The 17,557-nt window shown below is 62.7% G+C and carries 16 protein-coding genes; 9 read left to right on the top strand and 7 right to left on the bottom strand.

Annotation, left to right across the window (positions count from 1 at the left end; all coding sequences use genetic code 11):
* Window positions 1-28: 28 nt before the first annotated feature.
* The 3 genes from PRZ01_RS08800 to PRZ01_RS08790 all read right to left on the bottom strand — a co-directional run bounded on the left by PRZ01_RS08800 (window position 29) and on the right by PRZ01_RS08790 (window position 2,408).
* Complete coding sequence (locus PRZ01_RS08800; protein ID WP_273596394.1) at window positions 29-631, bottom strand: MarC family protein; 603 nt, start codon at window positions 629-631, stop codon at window positions 29-31.
* A 68-nt stretch (window positions 632-699) separates the two neighbouring features.
* Window positions 700-1,629, bottom strand: coding sequence for a site-specific tyrosine recombinase XerD (gene xerD / locus PRZ01_RS08795; RefSeq protein ID WP_273596432.1), 930 nt, complete (start codon window positions 1,627-1,629; stop codon window positions 700-702).
* A gap of 107 nt (window positions 1,630-1,736) precedes the next feature.
* The gene (locus tag PRZ01_RS08790) at window positions 1,737-2,408 is read right to left on the bottom strand and encodes a chalcone isomerase family protein (RefSeq protein WP_273596393.1); all 672 of its coding nucleotides are present in this window, start codon (window positions 2,406-2,408) and stop codon (window positions 1,737-1,739) included.
* Window positions 2,409-2,544: 136 nt separating this feature from the next.
* On the opposite strand from PRZ01_RS08790, the gene PRZ01_RS08785 reads away from it, so the two are divergent.
* Window positions 2,545-3,447: an AEC family transporter gene (locus PRZ01_RS08785; RefSeq protein ID WP_273596392.1), complete on the top strand. Its 903-nt coding sequence runs from the start codon at window positions 2,545-2,547 to the stop codon at window positions 3,445-3,447.
* Between the two features lie 30 nt (window positions 3,448-3,477).
* On the opposite strand, the gene queG is transcribed toward PRZ01_RS08785, so the two are convergent.
* Window positions 3,478-4,662: a tRNA epoxyqueuosine(34) reductase QueG gene (queG, locus tag PRZ01_RS08780; protein WP_273596391.1), complete on the bottom strand. Its 1,185-nt coding sequence runs from the start codon at window positions 4,660-4,662 to the stop codon at window positions 3,478-3,480.
* Here queG and tsaE point away from each other — a divergent pair, their 5' ends adjacent.
* Window positions 4,663-5,172: a tRNA (adenosine(37)-N6)-threonylcarbamoyltransferase complex ATPase subunit type 1 TsaE gene (gene tsaE, locus PRZ01_RS08775; RefSeq protein ID WP_273596390.1), complete on the top strand. Its 510-nt coding sequence runs from the start codon at window positions 4,663-4,665 to the stop codon at window positions 5,170-5,172.
* Window positions 5,169-6,836, top strand: a complete 1,668-nt coding sequence (locus PRZ01_RS08770) for an N-acetylmuramoyl-L-alanine amidase (protein WP_273596389.1) — start codon at window positions 5,169-5,171, stop codon at window positions 6,834-6,836. The genes tsaE and PRZ01_RS08770 overlap by 4 nt, the downstream gene beginning before the upstream one ends.
* A gap of 18 nt (window positions 6,837-6,854) precedes the next feature.
* On the opposite strand, the gene PRZ01_RS08765 is transcribed toward PRZ01_RS08770, so the two are convergent.
* Window positions 6,855-7,502, bottom strand: coding sequence for a DedA family protein (locus PRZ01_RS08765; protein ID WP_273596388.1), 648 nt, complete (start codon window positions 7,500-7,502; stop codon window positions 6,855-6,857).
* A gap of 72 nt (window positions 7,503-7,574) precedes the next feature.
* Between PRZ01_RS08765 and mutL the strand changes: the two genes are divergently transcribed.
* The 3 genes from mutL (at window position 7,575) to miaA (ending at window position 12,645) form a co-directional block, all read left to right on the top strand.
* Window positions 7,575-9,554 carry a DNA mismatch repair endonuclease MutL gene (mutL, locus tag PRZ01_RS08760; protein WP_273596387.1) on the top strand — a complete coding sequence of 660 codons (1,980 nt, stop codon included), beginning with the start codon at window positions 7,575-7,577 and terminating at the stop codon, window positions 9,552-9,554.
* A 61-nt stretch (window positions 9,555-9,615) separates the two neighbouring features.
* Window positions 9,616-11,616: a pseudouridine synthase gene (locus PRZ01_RS08755; protein WP_273596386.1), complete on the top strand. Its 2,001-nt coding sequence runs from the start codon at window positions 9,616-9,618 to the stop codon at window positions 11,614-11,616.
* Between the two features lie 99 nt (window positions 11,617-11,715).
* On the top strand, window positions 11,716-12,645 hold the full coding sequence (gene miaA / locus PRZ01_RS08750; protein WP_273596385.1) for a tRNA (adenosine(37)-N6)-dimethylallyltransferase MiaA: 930 nt from the start codon (window positions 11,716-11,718) through the stop codon (window positions 12,643-12,645).
* A 37-nt stretch (window positions 12,646-12,682) separates the two neighbouring features.
* On the opposite strand, the gene PRZ01_RS08745 is transcribed toward miaA, so the two are convergent.
* Entirely contained in the window at window positions 12,683-13,468 is a 786-nt protein-coding gene (locus tag PRZ01_RS08745; RefSeq protein ID WP_273596384.1) for a GGDEF domain-containing protein, read from the bottom strand.
* A 166-nt stretch (window positions 13,469-13,634) separates the two neighbouring features.
* Window positions 13,635-14,393, bottom strand: a complete 759-nt coding sequence (locus PRZ01_RS08740) for an IclR family transcriptional regulator domain-containing protein (protein WP_273596383.1) — start codon at window positions 14,391-14,393, stop codon at window positions 13,635-13,637.
* Window positions 14,394-14,573: 180 nt separating this feature from the next.
* On the opposite strand from PRZ01_RS08740, the gene PRZ01_RS08735 reads away from it, so the two are divergent.
* The 3 genes from PRZ01_RS08735 to PRZ01_RS08725 are packed head-to-tail and all read left to right on the top strand — an operon-like array spanning window position 14,574 to window position 17,531.
* On the top strand, window positions 14,574-15,689 hold the full coding sequence (locus PRZ01_RS08735; protein ID WP_273596382.1) for a porin: 1,116 nt from the start codon (window positions 14,574-14,576) through the stop codon (window positions 15,687-15,689).
* 34 nt (window positions 15,690-15,723) lie between these two features.
* Complete coding sequence (locus PRZ01_RS08730; RefSeq protein WP_273596381.1) at window positions 15,724-16,599, top strand: VOC family protein; 876 nt, start codon at window positions 15,724-15,726, stop codon at window positions 16,597-16,599.
* A gap of 14 nt (window positions 16,600-16,613) precedes the next feature.
* Window positions 16,614-17,531 (top strand): sugar phosphate isomerase/epimerase family protein, encoded by a 918-nt coding sequence (locus PRZ01_RS08725; RefSeq protein ID WP_273596380.1) that lies wholly within the window; start codon window positions 16,614-16,616, stop codon window positions 17,529-17,531.
* Window positions 17,532-17,557 lie beyond the last annotated feature (26 nt).

Below are 17,557 nucleotides of genomic sequence, written 5' to 3'. Positions count from 1 at the left end.
TGGAGCCGCCACAACGGTCTTGAGACACTCAAAGCCCGCCAATGAAATAACGCTTCAAGCCAGCCAGGCACATCTCCACGGCGATAGCGGTCAGCACCAGGCCCATCAGCTTTTCAAGTGCGGAGATCACCGAATCGCCCAGAATGCGACGGATGCGGTCGGCCAGCAGCAAGGTCAGACCCGACACCATCATGGCAGCGGTCAAGGCACCGATCCATTCCATGATGCGCTCGGGCTGGCGCGACGCGAGCAGCAAGACGGTGGCCATGGCGGACGGGCCCGCCAGCAGCGGCACGGCGAGCGGGAAGATCAAGGGCTCCCGGCCGGCCTCCAGGCCATAGGCCGCTTCACTGGAAGTGCCAAAAATCATGCGGATGGCGATGATCAGCAGAATCACGCCGCCGGCCACCTCCAGCGAGCGTTCGGACAAATGCATCACGCGCAAGAAACTGTCGCCGAGAAACATAAAGGCAAACAGCACCACGAAGGCAATGCCAACCTCTCGGCCAGCCACCCAGCTACGCCGCTCGGGCGAGACGGAGCGCATGATGGGGATGAAGATGGGGAGGCTACCCAGCGGGTCGAGAACCAGCAAAAGCAGGATGAAGGCGGAGAGAAAACTGTGATCCATGGGCGGGATTGTCGCTGCCCTGGCCACCGCCCTGTCTACCGCCTAGAGCGCTACCCAGAATGCACTCCTCAGCCCCGGGGATGATGGGCCGCGTGAATGGCCTTGAGACGCTCCCGCGCCACGTGGGTGTAAATCTGCGTGGTCGACAGGTCGGCATGCCCCAGCAGCAATTGCACTACGCGCAGATCGGCGCCGTGGTTCAGCAAATGGGTCGCAAAGGCGTGGCGCAAGGTGTGGGGCGACAGCGGGCTGGTGATGCCTGCTGCGGCCGAGTGCTTCTTGACAAGCGTCCAGAACATCTGGCGTGTCATGCCCTCGCCTCGCCCTGTGACAAAGAGTTCGCCGCTGCTTTGCCCTTTAAGCAGTTCGCTGCGTGCATATTGCAAATACCGCATCAACCAACCATGGGCCTCTTCACCAAAAGGCACCAAGCGCTCTTTGCTGCCTTTGCCGGTGACGCGAAGTACCGCCTCCTTGAAGCTCACATGCACCGACTTCAAGGTCACCAGCTCACTCACCCGCAAGCCACTGGCATACATCAGCTCCAACATAGCGCGGTCGCGCAATCCCAGTGCGGTGTCTACGTCAGGGGCATGCAGCAAAGCCTCGACCTGAGCCTGCGTCAGCGTCTTGATATTGCGCACCTGGGCTTTGGCATTCGCCAGGCGCAAGGTCGGATCCTGCACGATGGCCTGCACAGCGCCCTGGCTGCGCAGCGCCCACCGAAAGTAACGCTTGAAGACACTCAGCCGGCGATTGGCGCTGGTGGTCTTGCCCGCGTGCCGCGCGTTGGCGTAAGCCAGCAAATCCGGTTCGCTGCACTGGTCGAGCATCAGGGGCCGAGGCGACAAGGCGGCCAGCCAATCGGCCAGCAGGTTCAGGTCACGGCGATAGGCATCCAACGTGTTGGGGGACAAACCGTCCTCCAGCCACAAGGCTTCGATGAAAGCGTCAATGCGGGCCTCGCTGGCCAGCCGCTCTGGCAGCAAGGCCAACATGGGAGGGGCGGACACCTCAAACGGCGCCCCATCAGCGCGCTTCACCAAGGCGGCACTTTTCGGCTTGGACAACTGCAAATCTTTCAACTTAGATCGTCAACCCGGTCTTAGCCTTTGACAGGCAAGCCCAACAAGCCTGCCTTCAAGTCATCGTCCACCGGCAGGTCGCCGATGAAGCAGCGCAAGAATGCATTGTAGAAATCAACACCCGGGATGCTGGGGCCCCATTGCTTGCCGTTGACGAACAACAAGGTGCCTTGATCCGGCAGGTAGTCGACGTTGACGATGTCTTTTTTGCGAACCTTTCCCACCGCTTGCAGGGCCTCATTGAAGGTGGCCACACGATCCGCCAGGGCGTGGCGCTCGGCCTCGCTGCTGTTTCGCTCAACCCCCACCTTGACCGCCTTGACGAATTCTTCCGCCGGGATCGAGTTGAGCCCCAACGGCACGCTGACGCTGATGTCCAAGGTCATGCGCATTTGCAGGCGTTTGGGCCCGGGCATGGCCATCACGCCGGCCAAGGTATTGGATTTGCCACTCAGGTAGAGGCCAGCCGCGTAAGCCCTGAATACTTTGCCGGCCCGCTTGCCGACGCCGTTCAGCACCAGCTCGCCACCAGCCAGACGCAGGGTGTCGTCAAACACCTGGTCTTCATACTTCATGGCCCAGGCGGGTGCGGGCATTGCCAGCCAGCTGCCGGCCACGGCAGAAACGCCAAACGCCAGGGCTTGGCGGCGGCTCAAACCCGAGCTTTGCCGGAAAAGATTACGGGACGACATGAAGGGGAACTCCTCGGATGATCAGATGCCACACCATAACGTCTGACGCGGGCAGTTGGACGACAGCCGCGATTCCGCGAGCCCGTGAACCCCATGCTGCGCCGCCCTGGCGTGCCTTGCTGGCACACTGTGCACCATGTTTGATGTATTGCTTCTGCTCCCTGATTTTCTCTTGATTCTGGTCGGCTACGTGCTGTGCCGCTACACCAGCCTGAACCGACCGGTTTGGGAGTCGGCCGAGCGCTTGGTGTACTACCTGCTGTTCCCCGTCTTGCTGTTCAACTCTATTGTGCGTACGCCCTTGCATCTGGGCGCCACGGCGAGTTTGGGTCTGGCTGGCGTCGCCACGGTGTCTTGCGGCATCGGCCTGGCCTATTTATTGCGGCTGTGGCCGGGTGTGGATGCCCGCAACCAAGCGTCGGGGGCGCAATGCGCCTTTCGGTTCAACTCTTTCATTGCGCTTGCGGTGGCGGAGCGCATGCTGGGCGCACAGGGTGTTGCCTGGGTCGCCCTGCTGATTGCCCTGTGCGTGCCCATTTGCAATGTGGCAGCCGTGTGGCCGCTGGCTCGCCATGGCGGCCACGGCCTGCTGCGGGAATTGATGCGCAACCCCTTGATCTTGAGCACCTTGGCGGGTTTGGCTGCCAATGTGTTGGGCTTGAAGTTTCCTGAACTTGCAACGCTGACCCTGCATCGCATCGGGCAGGCTGCACTGCCGCTGGGCTTGATGGCCGTTGGCGCCGGGCTGCGGGTGGGCGCGCTCAAGGATGCGCCCGGGCTGGCAACCGCCCTGCTGCTGATCCGGCATCTCGTGACGCCCTTGATCGCGCTGGTTTTTGCGCTCATGCTGAACCTGCCCGCAGAGCAACGCCTGCTGTTGCTGATTTTTTCCACCCTCCCCACCGCCTCCAGCTGCTATGTACTGGCCATGCGCATGGGCGGCAACGGCGCGTTTGTGGCCGGGCTGGTGACCCTGTCGACCTTGATTGCCATGTTGGCCATGCCGTTGAGCTTGCTGATGCTGCGTCTGGTGGGCTGACCCATTCGGTTGACACGTTAGGCTGACACGTTAGGCCAACGCCTCTCCGGTAAGGAAATATGGTGAAGAGCCAGCGGCCAAGGCCCAGACGATGTGCTCGGCGAGCAAGGGGCTGGCCTGGGGCAAAGCTGCCACCAGGGTCGCCCGCATCTCAGCGTCGTCTTGCCAACGCAGGGCATTGCCCATGGCGACCGCCAGATTGCGCCGCCACCGCTCATGGCCTATGCGGCGAATGGCCGACCCTTCGGTTCGTTTCAGGAATTCGGCCTCGTCCCAAGCCCACAGTTGAAGCAGCTTGGGTTGCTGAAAGCCCGCCCTGGCGTCGAAATCATCCACCACCGCCCTGCGGGCAAACTTGTTCCACGGGCACACCAACTGGCAGTCGTCGCAGCCGTAAATGCGGTTGCCCATCAGGGGGCGCATTTCTTCGGGGATCGCCCCCTCGTGCTCAATGGTCAGATAAGAAATACAACGCCGCGCGTCCACCCGGTACGGGGCAACGATGGCCCGGGTCGGGCAGACGTCGATGCAGGCCTGGCATTGGCCGCAATGGCCGGTGACGGGCTCGCTCAGGGGAAGCGGCAGATCCAGATAGATTTCGCCCAGAAAAAACATCGAGCCCGCTTCCCGGTGCAGGGTCAGGGTGTGTTTGCCCCGCCAACCAATGCCGGAGCGGGCCGCCAACTCCACCTCAAGCACCGGGGCGGAATCGGTGAACACGCGATAGCCCAGCGGGCCGATCGCAGCGGCCAACCGGTCCGCCAATTTTTGCAACCGGCTGCGCAATACCTTGTGATAGTCCCGCCCCCGCGCATAGATCGATACCTGTGCGGCGTGCGGGTCGCCCAAACGCTGCCACTCGACGGTCTGCCACGTTGACGCCGCGGTTGCTACGTCTTGCGCCCCATCGGGTGCTGGCGTGGCGTCGGACGCGTCGAGATGGCGCGGCAGGTAGTCCATGCGGGCCGTTAGCACGCGCAGGGTCCCGGGCACCAACTCGGCGGGCCTTGCCCGCTTTAGGCCATGGGCTTGCATATAGTGCATCGTGCCGTGGAATCCGGCCTGCAGCCAAGCCAACAAGCCCGGCTCGGCGGTGGATAAATCGATATCGGCCACGCCAATCTGTGAGAATCCCAATTCATGCGCCCAGTCTCGTAGCTGGTCCAGCAGGGCTAGGCCATCTCTTTCATTCAACGTTCGTGGAGCTTGCGTCATTTGCGCATTCTAGAAACCCGCCTTCAGCACTGGCCCGATGAGGCCGCAACCCAGGCCTTTTGCGAGCAATGGGCCCGGGTCTTGGTGCAACATCCCTCACTGATGAATGCCAGCATTGAGCTGCACGGCACCCTGGGCGCAGGCAAAACCAGCCTGGTGCGACACCTGCTGCGCGCACTGGGTGTGCAAGGCCGCATCAAAAGCCCAAGTTACGCCGTGATGGAGAGTTATGCGCTAGATGCGAATCACGGCGCTGCGCTGGTCAGCCATTTCGATTTTTACCGTTTCGATGATCCCAGGGAGTGGGAAGACGCAGGCTTTCGCGATGTGTTTGCGGCCCCCGGCCTTAAGCTCAGTGAATGGCCCGAAAAGGCGGCGGGCATGCTTCCCCTGCCTGACCTGCAAATTTGCATTGAAGTAGCAGACGACGACAGCCGGCAAGTCAAACTGCACGCGGGAACAGCCCCCGGCGTCGAGCTTTTGAACCGACTGATAGGGGGCTTGGCTTGAGCCGCAAAACTTGCACGGCGGCCGGCGTCGCCCAGCGTCGTTTGGCGCTGAAAACCATGGGGAGCTTGGTCTTGGTGTTGCGCACCAGCCAGGCAGTTGCTACACCTACCAGCAAGAACAGCAAGGTCGCCGGGGATGGCAGCCTGGCCCCTCGCGCCAAACCGCTTGCTACACCGGTCGCGGTGGCCCAACCCGCCGTCAAGGCGGCATCAAGCGCCGGCCCTGCGGCCAGCGCCCCCACGAGTGGCAATATCAATATCGTCGCGGTTCGGGTTTGGCCGGCTGATGAATACACGCGGGTCACGCTGGAGTCTGACAAGCCCTTGGTGGCGCAGCACTTTTTGGTGGAGGGCCCCGACAGGCTGGTGATCGATATCGAAGGCCTTGAACTCAGCGCCGGTTTGCGTGAGTTGCTGGGCAAGGTCAAACCGGATGATCCCTTCATCGCGGGCGTTCGCGTGGGTCAAAACCGCCCGCGGGTGGTGCGCATCGTGCTGGATTTGAAGCAGGCAGCGGCGCCGCAAATCTTCACGCTGGCGCCTGTGGCGGCCTACCAGCACCGGCTGGTGTTTGACCTCTATCCCAAAGTTGAAGCGGATCCCCTGCTGGCCCTGATTCGAGAAAAAGAAAAGGCCGAGTCAGAAGCCGCGAAGTCGGTGCAAGACGCCCTGGGCGAGTTGATTGCACGCATCGACAAGCCACGCTCGGTCGTGGCCGCGCCAGCGCCGCCACCGCAGGTTTCGGTATCGGTATCGAAGCCGAATGCAGCCCTGCCTGGAGGCGGCAACGCGGCGGTAACCGCAGCAGCGAGTGCGGCTGGACCATCGGCTGCGTCGAAAAACCCCCTGCCCTCTTCGCAACAGACCCCCGTGCCGGTGCCGCCCTTGCCGGTTCCTGCCGTGCCTACGGCAGCGGAAATCAGCTTGGCGCAGGCCAAATTGGACCGCCTCATCGTGATCGCCCTGGACCCTGGCCATGGCGGCGAAGACCCGGGGGCCATCGGCCCCTCAGGCCTGCGGGAAAAGGACGTGGTGCTGGAAGTGGCGCTACAGCTGCGCGACCGGCTCAACGCCAACCCTAACATCCGCGTCATGCTGACCCGCGATGCTGACTTTTTCGTGCCCTTGCAGGAGCGGGTGCGCAAGGCCCGCCGCGTTCAAGCGGACCTGTTTGTGTCGATTCATGCCGACGCCTTTGTGACGCCTGCGGCGCGCGGCGCCTCCGTATTTGCACTGAGCGACGGGGCCGCCAGCAGCCAAACCGCCCGTTGGATAGCCAATAAAGAAAACGCGGCCGACCTGGTGGGCGGCGCCAACATCAACACCGGCGCCGTGAAAGACGCCAACGTGTTGAAGGCGCTGCTGGACATGAGCACGGCCGCGCAGATCAAAGACAGCCTCAAGCTGGGCTCAGAGGTTTTGGGGCAAATGGGGCGCGTCGGCAATTTGCACAAACGGGCGGTCGAGCAAGCCGGCTTCGCGGTGCTGAAAGCGCCAGATGTGCCGTCCATCCTGGTGGAAACGGCCTTCATCTCCAACCCGGAGGAGGAAACCAAGCTTCGTGATCCGGACTACCAGAACAAGCTGGTGGCGGCACTTGCCACGGGCATTGCCCGTTACTTCGCCAAAAACCCGCCGCTGTCGAGGCATCGCCCGCTGACTTGATGCAGCCTGAGACGCCGCTCAGCCCGCTTGCTTTTTCTTGCTCGCCCGCCAGCCGCCAACAATCGCGATCAACCCCGGCACGATGATCATGGCCCAGATGATTTTCTCCAGATTGCCTTTGACCCAGGAGATATTGCCAAACAGATAACCCGTGATCGTGATGGCCCCCACCCACAGGACCGCGCCGCCGATGTTGTAGCTGCTGAACTTTTTTCGGTCCATGGCTGCAACACCCGCCACAAAGGGCGCGAAGGTGCGCACAAAAGGCATGAAGCGAGCAATCACGATGGTGATGCCGCCATGGCGCTCGTAAAACTCGTGCGCGGTGTCAAAGGCGCGTTTGTTGAACAACCTCGACTGTTCCCACCTGAATACCTTGGGACCAAAATGACGGCCCAGCAAGTAGTTGCATTGGTCGCCCAGCACGGCGGCCAGCAGCAACAAGCCCAGGGACAGTGGCAGATTCATCAAGCCGGCGCCGCACAAGGCGCCGACGACGAACAGCAGCGAGTCCCCCGGCAAAATCGGCATCACCACCAGGCCTGTTTCCACAAAAATGATCAGAAACAGCAGGGCGTACACCCAAATGCCATAGGCCTGAACAAAGTCGGCAATGTGCCGATCCACGTGGACGATGAAGTCGATGAGAAAGCTGATGAGTTCCATGGCGGCGGATTATGGCTGTTGACGATGACCATCCACCGACGGAAACCGCTGTGAGGTTCTTACAATAGCCAGATGGATGTTTCCTTTTCCGCCGTTTCCGAAGTCGCTGGCGCCGTGCCGCAGCGGCGTTCCATCCGCGAACTCCCCGATGAACTAATCAGTCAGATCGCCGCAGGCGAAGTGGTGGAGCGTCCCGCATCGGTGGTGCGCGAATTGGTGGACAACGCGCTGGACGCAGGCGCCTCGCAGATTCAAGTCAAATTGATGGCTGGCGGCGTGCGCGCCATTGCGGTGGAAGATGACGGCCTGGGCATTCCGCTTGAAGAATTGCCCCTGGCCTTGAAACGCCACGCCACCAGCAAGATCCGCAGCTTGGATGAACTGGAATCGGTGCACACCATGGGCTTTCGTGGCGAGGCGCTGGCGGCCATTTCTTCGGTGGCTGAAATGGCGGTTTCCAGCCGTTTCGAGGGCGCACTCCATGCGCATCGCCTGGATGCACGCTCGGGCGAACTGCAGCCTGCGGCGCGGTCACGAGGCACCAGCGTCGAGGTTCGGGAGCTGTTTTTCAGCACGCCGGCGCGCCGAAAATTTCTGAAAACCGACGCGACGGAGTTGGCGCACTGTGTCGAGTCAGTGCGCCGCCACGCCTTGGCCCGCCCCGATGTGGGCTTCACCGTCTGGCACGAAGGCAAATTGGTGGAGCAATGGCGCCAAGCCAATTCAGACACCCGCCTCAAAGACGTCCTGGGCGACGCCTTCATGGCGGAAAGCCGGCCTGTGTATGCCGAGTCCGGGCCCTTGCGAATCTACGGCCGGGCCGGTTTGCCCGAAGCAGCCCGCAGCCGCGCAGACATGCAGTACGTCTATGTGAATGGCCGTTATGTGCGCGACAAACTGATCGCACACGGCATTCGGGCCGCCTATGAAGATGTGCTGCACGGCCACCGGCAGCCCTGCTACGTGCTGTTCATCGAGATCGCCCCCGACCGGGTGGATGTGAATGTCCATCCCACCAAGATCGAAGTGCGCTTTCGGGATGGTCGTGAGGTGCATCAAAAGGTGCGCTACGCCGTGCAAGACGCGCTGGCCCTGTCGCGCAGTCGCGAGACGGCACCTGCTGGCGTGAGCGATGGGCGCGCCGGCGCCGATGTACTGGTGGCTCAAAACGCTGCCGCCAATGTGCCGGGCGTGCGGCCCTCCCCCGGTAACCCGCCCGCCTGGTTTGGTGCGCACGCCGCTGGCGAACCCGAGGCACCCGACTACGGCACGCGCGCTCCTGCCGGTGATTTTGCGTGGCGTGCGCCCATTCACAACAGCCAGCAGGCGCAACTGGGCCTCGCTGAAGTTGCCACCTTGTACGGCGGACAAGACTTTGCGCGACCGCAGCCGAATCCTGGCTCTGCGGTGGGCGCCTTGTCGTCAGCGCAGCCCCGGCGGGATGGCGCAAGCGCCTTGCCCGACCACGCTTGGCCACTGGGTCGTGCCATCGCGCAGATTCAGGGCGTGTACGTGCTGGCGGAAAATGCGCTAGGGCTCGTGATCGTTGACATGCACGCGGCGCATGAACGCGTGGTGTACGAGCGGCTGAAAGCTAGCCTGGGCGCCGCTGACATTGAGTCCCAACCGCTGTTGATTCCGGTCACGTTTGCGGCGACCGCCCAAGAAATTGCAACGGCTGAAGCCCACAGCGCCACACTCACCCGTTTGGGCTTGGATGTTGCGCCCCTGTCCGCCAAAGTGCTGGCGGTGCGGGCACGGCCGGCCGCACTTGCGGGTGGCGATGTGGTTGACTTGGTACGCCACGTGCTGGCGGAGTTGTCGCAGTTCGATGCCAGTCATGCCATCGAGCGCGCGCAGCATGAAATATTGGCCACCATGGCCTGCCACGGTGCGGTGCGCGCCAATCGTCAGCTGAACCTGGACGAGATGAACGCACTGCTGCGCGACATGGAACGGACGGAGCGCGCCGATCAATGCAATCACGGCCGCCCTACTTGGCGCCAATTGACGATGCGCGAGTTGGATGCCCTTTTCTTGCGCGGACGTTGAACCCGGCCCTGGCCGAGTTCAACCGTTCGCTTGATTTTTTGATGGAAACCCCGGAGGCGTCATGGCCACTTTGAAATTGAATAAAAAGAAGAATGCAGGCCCACCCGGTTCCAGCAATCGCAATGCGGACGGCGAACGCCGCGCGCCCATTCGAGGCAAAGGACTGTCTCGCCCGCGCCAAAGCCTGGAGCGTGTTCAAGCCGAGCGGCAAGAACGCCAGGCCCAGTACGAGCAAGGCCGCGCCAGGCCCGGTGACCGCAGCCCCGCGCGTGGGCCAGATCGCTCTGAGGGCCCGCGAGGCCCGCACACACATGGCGGCCCGCGAGGCCCGCACGCACCTGGCGGCCCACGAGGTCAGCAAGTACACGGCGGCCCACGCCATGCACCGCGCCACGGCAGTGGTGGTGGTGGTGCCGGCGGTGGACGAGATGAAGCCCCCCGATTTGACGACCACCGCCCGGCACGCCGGGACGGGGGCGAAGGCTGGCAAGATCGCTCGGGTAGTTACGGCGATGCCCGCGGACCACGCCGTGACGCCGGTCAGGGCCAAGGCGGCGCACGTGACGGCCGCCCCGGCTACGAGTCACGCGGGCCGCAAGGTGCTTTCTCGGGGCGCGATAGCCGAGACAGCCGCGATTCACGCGATACCCGTCACTCAGGCCCTGCCCGCCGCGACGAGGCACCTCGTTACGAAGACCGCCGCAGCGGCCCTCAGGGTGGGCCGCGCCATGACCATCGCGCCGATAACCGGTACGACCCACGCCGTGCTGGCGCGCCTGTGCGGGATAACCGTTATGCCGGACGCGCTGACGGCCAGGGTTTTTCGCAGCCACGACAAGACGCGCGCGATCCACGCGATCCACGCGACAACCGAGGCCATTGGGACTCGCGCGATGGCGGTGATGCACGGGATTCGCGCACCGGCTTTGCGCCACGGGGCGACGCTCGCTCGGCGCAGAACGCGCCGTTTGACGCGCGCCGAGACGGCCATCGCGATCAGCGGCAAGACCAACGTCGCGCCAGCGGCCCGCGCACCGATGGCCCCCGCCAAGATGGCCCTCGTTTCAATGAGGCGCGCCGCAGCGGCCCTCACAGCGATAGCCGCCCTGCCCGCCCGCACTTTCAGTCCGCCGGCCCCGCTGCTGGCGCATCGCGTGGCCCCAGTGCCGCTGAGCGTGCCGGTGAAAAGCTGCCCGACTATCTGCGCGAAGCCGCCGCCAAATTGCGCCGCCAACTGGGCGATGAAGATGACCACGACGGTGAAGACGATGACCGCGCCCATCATGGCGACGCCAACAGCGAGGGCCTGCGCCTGTCCAAGCAAATGGGTTTGCTGGGCATGGCCTCGCGGCGCGAAGCAGACGAGTGGATTGCAGCCGGCTGGGTACGCGTTGATGGTAAGTTAGCTGTTTTGGGCCAGCGGGTCAGCCCGGACGCCAAGATCGAGATCGATCCGCTTGCCAATAAAGAGCAAGCCAAGCGCGTCACGATTCTGCTGCACAAGCCGATGGGCTATGTATCCGGCCAAGCCGAAGACGGCTACGAAAACGCGTCAGTGCTGGTGAAGTCTGAAAACCATTGGTCTGAAGATCCCTCGGGCATCAAGTACCACATCGGCCACAGCCGCGGTCTGGCGCCTGCGGGCCGCCTGGACATTGACTCGACCGGCCTGCTGGTGCTGACGCAAGATGGCCGCATTGCCAAATTGCTGATCGGTGAAGATTCGACCATTGAAAAAGAGTACCTGGTGCGGGTGGAATACCACGGCCGTGACGGCGTGAAGAGCGAAACCGGGCGTTTGCCCGATGCCGACCTCGCCTTGCTCAACCATGGCCTCGAGTTGGACGGCGTCCAATTGAAACCCGCCAAGGTCAGCTGGCAAAACGAGGATCAGTTGCGATTCGTGCTGCGCGAGGGCCGCAAGCGCCAGATTCGCCGCATGTGCGAGCAAGTGGGGCTCAAAGTGGTGGGGCTCAAACGGGTGCGCATTGGTCGCATCAACCTGGGCCACCTGCCTGCCGGGCAATGGCGCTTCTTGAGTGCGTGGGAGCGATTCGATTGAGTCCCCGCCCCGCTGCTGCGAGTCGCTGAGCGACTCGCAGCAGTGTGTTGATCACCCCGCGTCGCCGCGTCGCCGCCTTACCGCATCATTGCGCAAGCCATGCCCCCTTCTTTCACAACCCCCATCTGCCTTGCTGGCCCCACGGGTAGCGGCAAGACGGCGTGCGCCCTGGCGATAGCCGAGGTGCTGCCGGTGGAAATCATCAGCGTTGATTCGGCGCTGGTGTACCGCGGCATGGACATCGGCACCGCCAAGCCCAACGCGGCTGAGTTGGCGGCGGTGCCTCACCACTTGATCGACATCATCGAGCCCACCGCTGCGTACTCGGCAGCGCAGTTCGTCTTGGCGGCGCGTGAGTTGGCGCAGCAAATCATGTCCCGGGGCCGGTTGCCTTTGCTGGTGGGCGGCACCATGCTGTACTTCAAAGCCTTGTTTGAGGGCCTGAGCGATATGCCGCCCGCCGACGAAGCCTTGCGGCTGCGCCTGGACGCCCGAGCGGCACAAATCGGCTGGCCCGCCATGCATGCTGAACTGGCTCGGCTCGACCCCGTCACGGCAGCGCGTTTGGCGCCAGGCGATTCGCAACGCATTCAGCGTGCGTTGGAGGTGTGCGAGTTAGCGGGCCGCCCCATGAGCGAGTTACACCTCACGCGCAGCGAAGGGGTGGACTGGCCCTTGATTTCGCTGGAACCCACGCACCGCGGCTGGTTGCATGAGCGCCTGGGCCTGCGATTCGCCCATATGCTGGAGGCCGGCCTCATCGACGAAGTGCGCCACCTGCGCGCACGCGGCGATTTGAACCCCGACTTGCCCTCCATGCGCTGTGTCGGCTACCGCCAAACCTGGGAGGCCTTGGACAGCGGCGACTTCTCCCAACTCCAAGAGCGCGGCAGTGCCGCCACGCGGCAACTCGCCAAACGGCAATTGACCTGGCTGCGCAGCATGCCGCAACGCCAGGTGATTGCTTGCGACGACCCGCAGGCCCAGCTCTATACCCTGGCCGCCCTTCAGCGCCTGCTGAAGGCGTGACTCCGCAATGGCGCAGCCCCAGACCGAGCGGTGAAAGTCAAATCGTTGGCAGGCGAGTGCGCACGCAGTTGCGCCCTGCGCTCAAGGCCATGTCCAAGGCAATCTGGGTGTCACCAATCAGCTGGGCCAAGGTCAAGTGACTGGGCTGTAAAGTGCCCACACCCAAACTGGCACTGACGGGCATATGGTGACTGTTCCAGGCGAAGTCCAGCCGTTCAACCCGCTCTCGAATGCGATTGGCCACGTCTACCGCGCCCAGGGGGTCTGTATGTGGCAGCAGCAGGATGAATTCGTCAAAACTTTGGCGCGCCAGCATATCGCCCTGACGAAGAATTTCTTCACTCGCCTCCGCGATTTGGCGCATGAGTATTTCAGCGCAAGTTTGACCAAATAAATCGATGACCTTGCGCATCGAGTCCACCTTCAGCAGAACCAGCGCGCAATCTGTGCGGTGCCGCCGGGCGAGCGAACATTCACGCTCGGCCAAGCTCAAAAAATAGCGCCGGTTGAACACCCCTGTGTGCGGATCCAAGGTGGCGTTGCGGCGCAACTGGTTGAAGGAGCGACCGCTGAAGTCGAGCAAGGCCAGGAAGGCATGCCCAAACCCCGCCCCTAAAACAAGCGCGCAAACGCCAGCGCACAACGAAGCGATGGCACGATCACCCCGCCCCAGCAGGGAGATGACCAGTTGCGACAAACCCACCGACACCAGGACGAGCACCAGGCAAAAAATCACCAGTGCGGGCCAACGCCCCAGACGCTGCACGCCATTGTTCAGGGCCGCCAGCCCGCGCGGGAGGTCCAACTCGTCACGCATCCCCATCAGCCTCCATCATTGCAGAACGGCAATTGCATCATGCCTTTCATCGTGCCGACGCAGTGCCACTGCCAGAAGGCAAAAGTTACCGGAAGTTGGCCCAATTTACCCACAAGCTAATGACACTGGTGACCACGCAAAATGCGTGGCGGGATCAGCCGCCAGCGCTGTTTCACAAAATTTCCCGCAAGAGCTGCACCACATCGCTCAGCCGCGGCACCATCCGGTCGATGCTTTCTTCCCGTGTCAGTGGCTGCATGGGCAAGGTGGTGCCGATAGCACCCAGGCAATTGCCCTTGCGGTCCTTGACGGCCATGGCAATGCCACGCAAGCCCATGGTGAATTGCTGCTCAGTCACCCAAAAGCCCAAAGCCCTGGCCGCGTGCACACTGCGCAGAAATTCCGCGGGGGTGCTGACGCTATTGGGCGTGAAGGCGCTGAATTCATGATTCTTGATCCACTCCTCCAGCCAGGCATCGGACATGGTCGAGAGTATGGCCAAGCCAGGCGTCACCACATGGGCGGGCAGGCGCGCACCCACTTGAAAGCCGATGGAGATCATGCGGGGGTTGTTGCTGCGCACCACGTAGACCACCTCATGCCCATCAAGCACGCTGAAGTTGAAGTTCTCCTGACATTCAGCTGAAAGCCTTTGTAAAAAGGGCTGCACCAGGCGCGGCATGCGGCCGGCGTTCAAATAGCTTTGCCCCAGGCGCAGCACACGGGGTGACAGCCAAAAGCGCTTGCCGTCACTCAAGGCGTAGCCGAAATGCACCAGGCTCAGCAGATAACGGCGCGCGGCGGTGCGGGTGATGCCGACGCGTTCGGCCGCTTCAGAGGCGGTCAGGCGGGGATGGTCTTCGTCAAAAGCTTCAATGATTTGCAAGCCCTTGCCCAAGCCATCAATGACGTCGCGACGTTGAATCTCCATGGAAGCTCCTGGCCTGTGCAGGCCGCCCAGGGACTATCCCGAGGTTCGCCGCAAGATCGCGCCAATCGCGCGATTATCGCGCAAACCATTGAGGCATGGCTTGTTGCGCACGTGAGCCGTGCCTATCGTTCGGTTCAGGTTGCAAAGCATCCTTTCCAACGACTACAACAGGAGACCGATATGTCCATTTCCTTCAAGCTGATGGGTGCCACCTGCGCGCTCGCAGCCACGTTTGCGGCTCAGGCCGAGAGCTCCAGCGTCACCATTTATGGCTCGATTGACCAGTACCTGAACTACATGACCAGCAGTTCGGGCGCGAAGGTCAAGGCCTTGGAAGACGGCGCCTTGCTGCGCAGCCGCCTGGGCTTTCGTGGCACGGAGGATTTGGGGGGCGGCCTGGCCGCCAAATTTCAGTTGGAGATGGGTTTGAGCGCCGACACCGGCACGCAGGCCGACACCACCCGCTCTTTTGACCGCCAGGCCTGGGTGGGTTTGGCCGACAGCTGGGGCGAGGTGCGCCTGGGCCGCCAGAACGGGCCAATCTTTGCCCGCGGCGGCTATATCGACCACAACGCCCGCACCCTGGGCTCTATGGTCAATGTGTTCGGCACGCCTTCGCGCTATGACAACGACCTCTCCTACATCTCGCCGCGTGTGGGCGACTTCCAGTTTGAGGGCCATGTGTCATTGCCAGAGGTAAGCGGCAGCAGCAGCTCGATCGTGTACCAAGCCGCCATCGACTACATCCACGGGGACTACCGCGCCGGCTATATGACGCTGCACGGTCGCCCGCTCGCGGGTGCGCCGGTCAACAAAGACGTGGTTTATGACAACCTCTATTTCAACTGGCTCTACGGCAAGGGCACCGTCTACCTGGCCTATGTGCGCAGCAATAACAACACCTCCAACGCCACCAGCAACAACGGCACCACCATTCTCGGCAACGTGGGTGGCCTCAATGCCGGTACCAATGCGGACCTGAACAACTTCTACGTGATCAAGCAGGTTTCGGCGGACTACCGGCTGAGTGACCAGTTGCGTGTCGGCGCGCTGTGGGGGCAGATTGAAGACCAGTCGGGCCGTGGGCGGGGCGCCAATGGTGGCTCCATTGCGGCGTATTACGACTTTTCCAAACGCACCACCGTGCATGCCATGGTGGAGACGATTCGCAACGACACGAATGGCGGCTGGCGCCCAGCAGGCTCAGCGGGTTTAAAGACCACCTTCACCAGCCCCGTGGACATCAACGGCCGGACCATCGACGGCTTCCACCTGGGCATCGTCCATCGTTTCTGAAGCCCTTCTCGCCAACCCCTGACGGACCCCTGCCATGACCCATTCCACTGAACGCGAAGCCTTTGGCGCACTGTCCAACCCGCTGGCCTTGCAAGGCATTGAGTTCATCGAATATGCCACCACCAAGCCGCAGACCTTGGGTCAGAGCCTGGAGAAACTAGGCTTTCGGCCCGTCGCCCGCCATCGCTCGCGTGAGGTGATGCTGTACCGGCAGGGTGATATGAACATCATCATCAACGCGCACCGCGAGCCCGACGACCCGCCGCTGGCGGCCAAGGCCGTCATCACTGCGGTGGCCTTTCGGGTGCGCGATGCCGCTAGTGCGTACCGCAGAGTGTTGGAGTTAGGTGCCTGGGCCGTGCCGAGCCGTGTGGAGGTCATGGAGCTGAACATTCCGGCCATTCACGGCGTTGGCGCAAGCCGCATCTATTTTGTCGATCGGCATGAGGTCTTCTCCATCTATGACGTGGACTTTGTGCCGATCCCCGGTGTCGATCCGCGCCCGCCGGCGCTGTGTGGCCTGCATCTATTCGGTCTGGTGCAGTACATCGGCCTGGACCGCATGGCGGACTGGGTGAGTTTTTACGGCGAACTGCTGGGCTTCTCCGAGCTGTCGGCCGAGCTGTCGTTTGGCGTGCTGTCCCGCGGCTGCATTCTTGCCAGCCCTTGCGGCACGATCTATTGGCAACTGATCGAACCGGAGCCGGACACCGCCGAGCTCGACGGCGCCGAGTACCTGCAGCGGATCGCCTTTGGCTCGGCCGATGTGCTCGCGGCCGTTGCGGCCTTGAAGTCGCGCGGGGTGGATTTTGTGGAGTCTGCCTCCGGCGTGCGCAGCGGCGCGCGCGGCGCCCTGACCTGCCCCAGCGATCAAGGCCCCAGCTTTGAGCTGGTGCGTGACCCCCGTTGACCCCGGAGATACGCATGCGCCCATTCAATAAAGTGCCGCAGTTTTCGTCCCATATCGGTGATTTCGGCATGGACACCATCACCTTGGCAGGCCCGCTGGAAGCCAAGCTGGCCGCAGTCAAACAGGCCGGGTTCAGCCAGATCATGCTGGCCGCACGCGATATCGTGGGCCACCCCCAAGGCGTGGATACCGCCGTGAACTTGGTGCGGGCCAGCGGGCTGCGCGTCACTGGCTTTCAGGTGCTGCGTGACTTTGAAGGCCTGGGAGGCCATCTGCACGACTACAAGGTGGACATCGCGAAGCAGATGATTACCCTGGCCAGCGCCTTGGGCGCCAAGGTCTTGCTGGCTTGCAGCAGCACCTCCCAGCACGCCAGCGGCGACGGCAACGCCATCGTGCGAGACCTGCGCAAACTGGCCATGCTGGCCTTGCCGCATGGCATCAAGGTGGCGTATGAGGGCTTGTCTTGGGGACGCCATATCAACGAGGTGCACGCCGCCTGGGAATTGGTCGAGCGGGCAGACTTTCCCAACCTCGGCCTGGGCGTTGATTCGTATCACATCTTCGCCACCAACACCGCACTCGATCGGCTGGACTTTATCGACCCGGACAAGATTTTTCTGGTGCAACTCGCCGACTTCATGTGGCAAGAAACCCGCACCCCTGAAGAGCGCCGCGACACGGCCCGACATTTCCGGGTCTTTCCCGGCGAAGGCGTGCACAGCGAGGCGCTCAGCACGCTGGTGAGAAAGCTCGATTCGCTGGGTTACCGCGGCGACTACAGCTTTGAGGTTTTCAATGACGACTACCAGCAGTTGCCGCTGCCCTTTGTGGCGCAACGCGCCCAGGCCAGCGCGCTCTGGCTGGCCGAAACGGTGCTGCACCGCACGGTGCCCTTGCCCGGCGCCATGCGCTTGCGCGCCATGAACTGAAATCCAGGCCCACAAGCCCATGAACT

Origin of the sequence: Roseateles koreensis (assembly GCF_028595305.1) — a bacterium.
Classification (GTDB): domain Bacteria; phylum Pseudomonadota; class Gammaproteobacteria; order Burkholderiales; family Burkholderiaceae_C; genus Paucibacter_A; species Paucibacter_A koreensis.
Note: the sequence above shows the minus strand (reverse complement) of the source record. Positions and strands in the feature narration are given on the sequence as shown.

Bases quoted from the DNA above. Each gene is read 5' to 3' on its own strand.
- PRZ01_RS08755 (WP_273596386.1), top strand. From the start codon at position 9,616: ATGGCCACTTTGAAATTGAATAAAAAGAAGAATGCAGGCCCACCCGGT.
- queG (WP_273596391.1), bottom strand. From the start codon at position 4,662: ATGACGCAAGCTCCACGAACGTTGAATGAAAGAGATGGCCTAGCCCTG.
- PRZ01_RS08735 (WP_273596382.1), top strand. From the start codon at position 14,574: ATGTCCATTTCCTTCAAGCTGATGGGTGCCACCTGCGCGCTCGCAGCC.
- PRZ01_RS08730 (WP_273596381.1), top strand. From the start codon at position 15,724: ATGACCCATTCCACTGAACGCGAAGCCTTTGGCGCACTGTCCAACCCG.
- PRZ01_RS08725 (WP_273596380.1), top strand. From the start codon at position 16,614: ATGCGCCCATTCAATAAAGTGCCGCAGTTTTCGTCCCATATCGGTGAT.
- PRZ01_RS08800 (WP_273596394.1), bottom strand. From the start codon at position 631: ATGGATCACAGTTTTCTCTCCGCCTTCATCCTGCTTTTGCTGGTTCTC.
- PRZ01_RS08785 (WP_273596392.1), top strand. From the start codon at position 2,545: ATGTTTGATGTATTGCTTCTGCTCCCTGATTTTCTCTTGATTCTGGTC.
- miaA (WP_273596385.1), top strand. From the start codon at position 11,716: ATGCCCCCTTCTTTCACAACCCCCATCTGCCTTGCTGGCCCCACGGGT.
- PRZ01_RS08765 (WP_273596388.1), bottom strand. From the start codon at position 7,502: ATGGAACTCATCAGCTTTCTCATCGACTTCATCGTCCACGTGGATCGG.
- PRZ01_RS08740 (WP_273596383.1), bottom strand. From the start codon at position 14,393: ATGGAGATTCAACGTCGCGACGTCATTGATGGCTTGGGCAAGGGCTTG.
- PRZ01_RS08790 (WP_273596393.1), bottom strand. From the start codon at position 2,408: ATGTCGTCCCGTAATCTTTTCCGGCAAAGCTCGGGTTTGAGCCGCCGC.
- mutL (WP_273596387.1), top strand. From the start codon at position 7,575: ATGGATGTTTCCTTTTCCGCCGTTTCCGAAGTCGCTGGCGCCGTGCCG.
- xerD (WP_273596432.1), bottom strand. From the start codon at position 1,629: ATGTTGGCCTTGCTGCCAGAGCGGCTGGCCAGCGAGGCCCGCATTGAC.
- PRZ01_RS08745 (WP_273596384.1), bottom strand. From the start codon at position 13,468: ATGGGGATGCGTGACGAGTTGGACCTCCCGCGCGGGCTGGCGGCCCTG.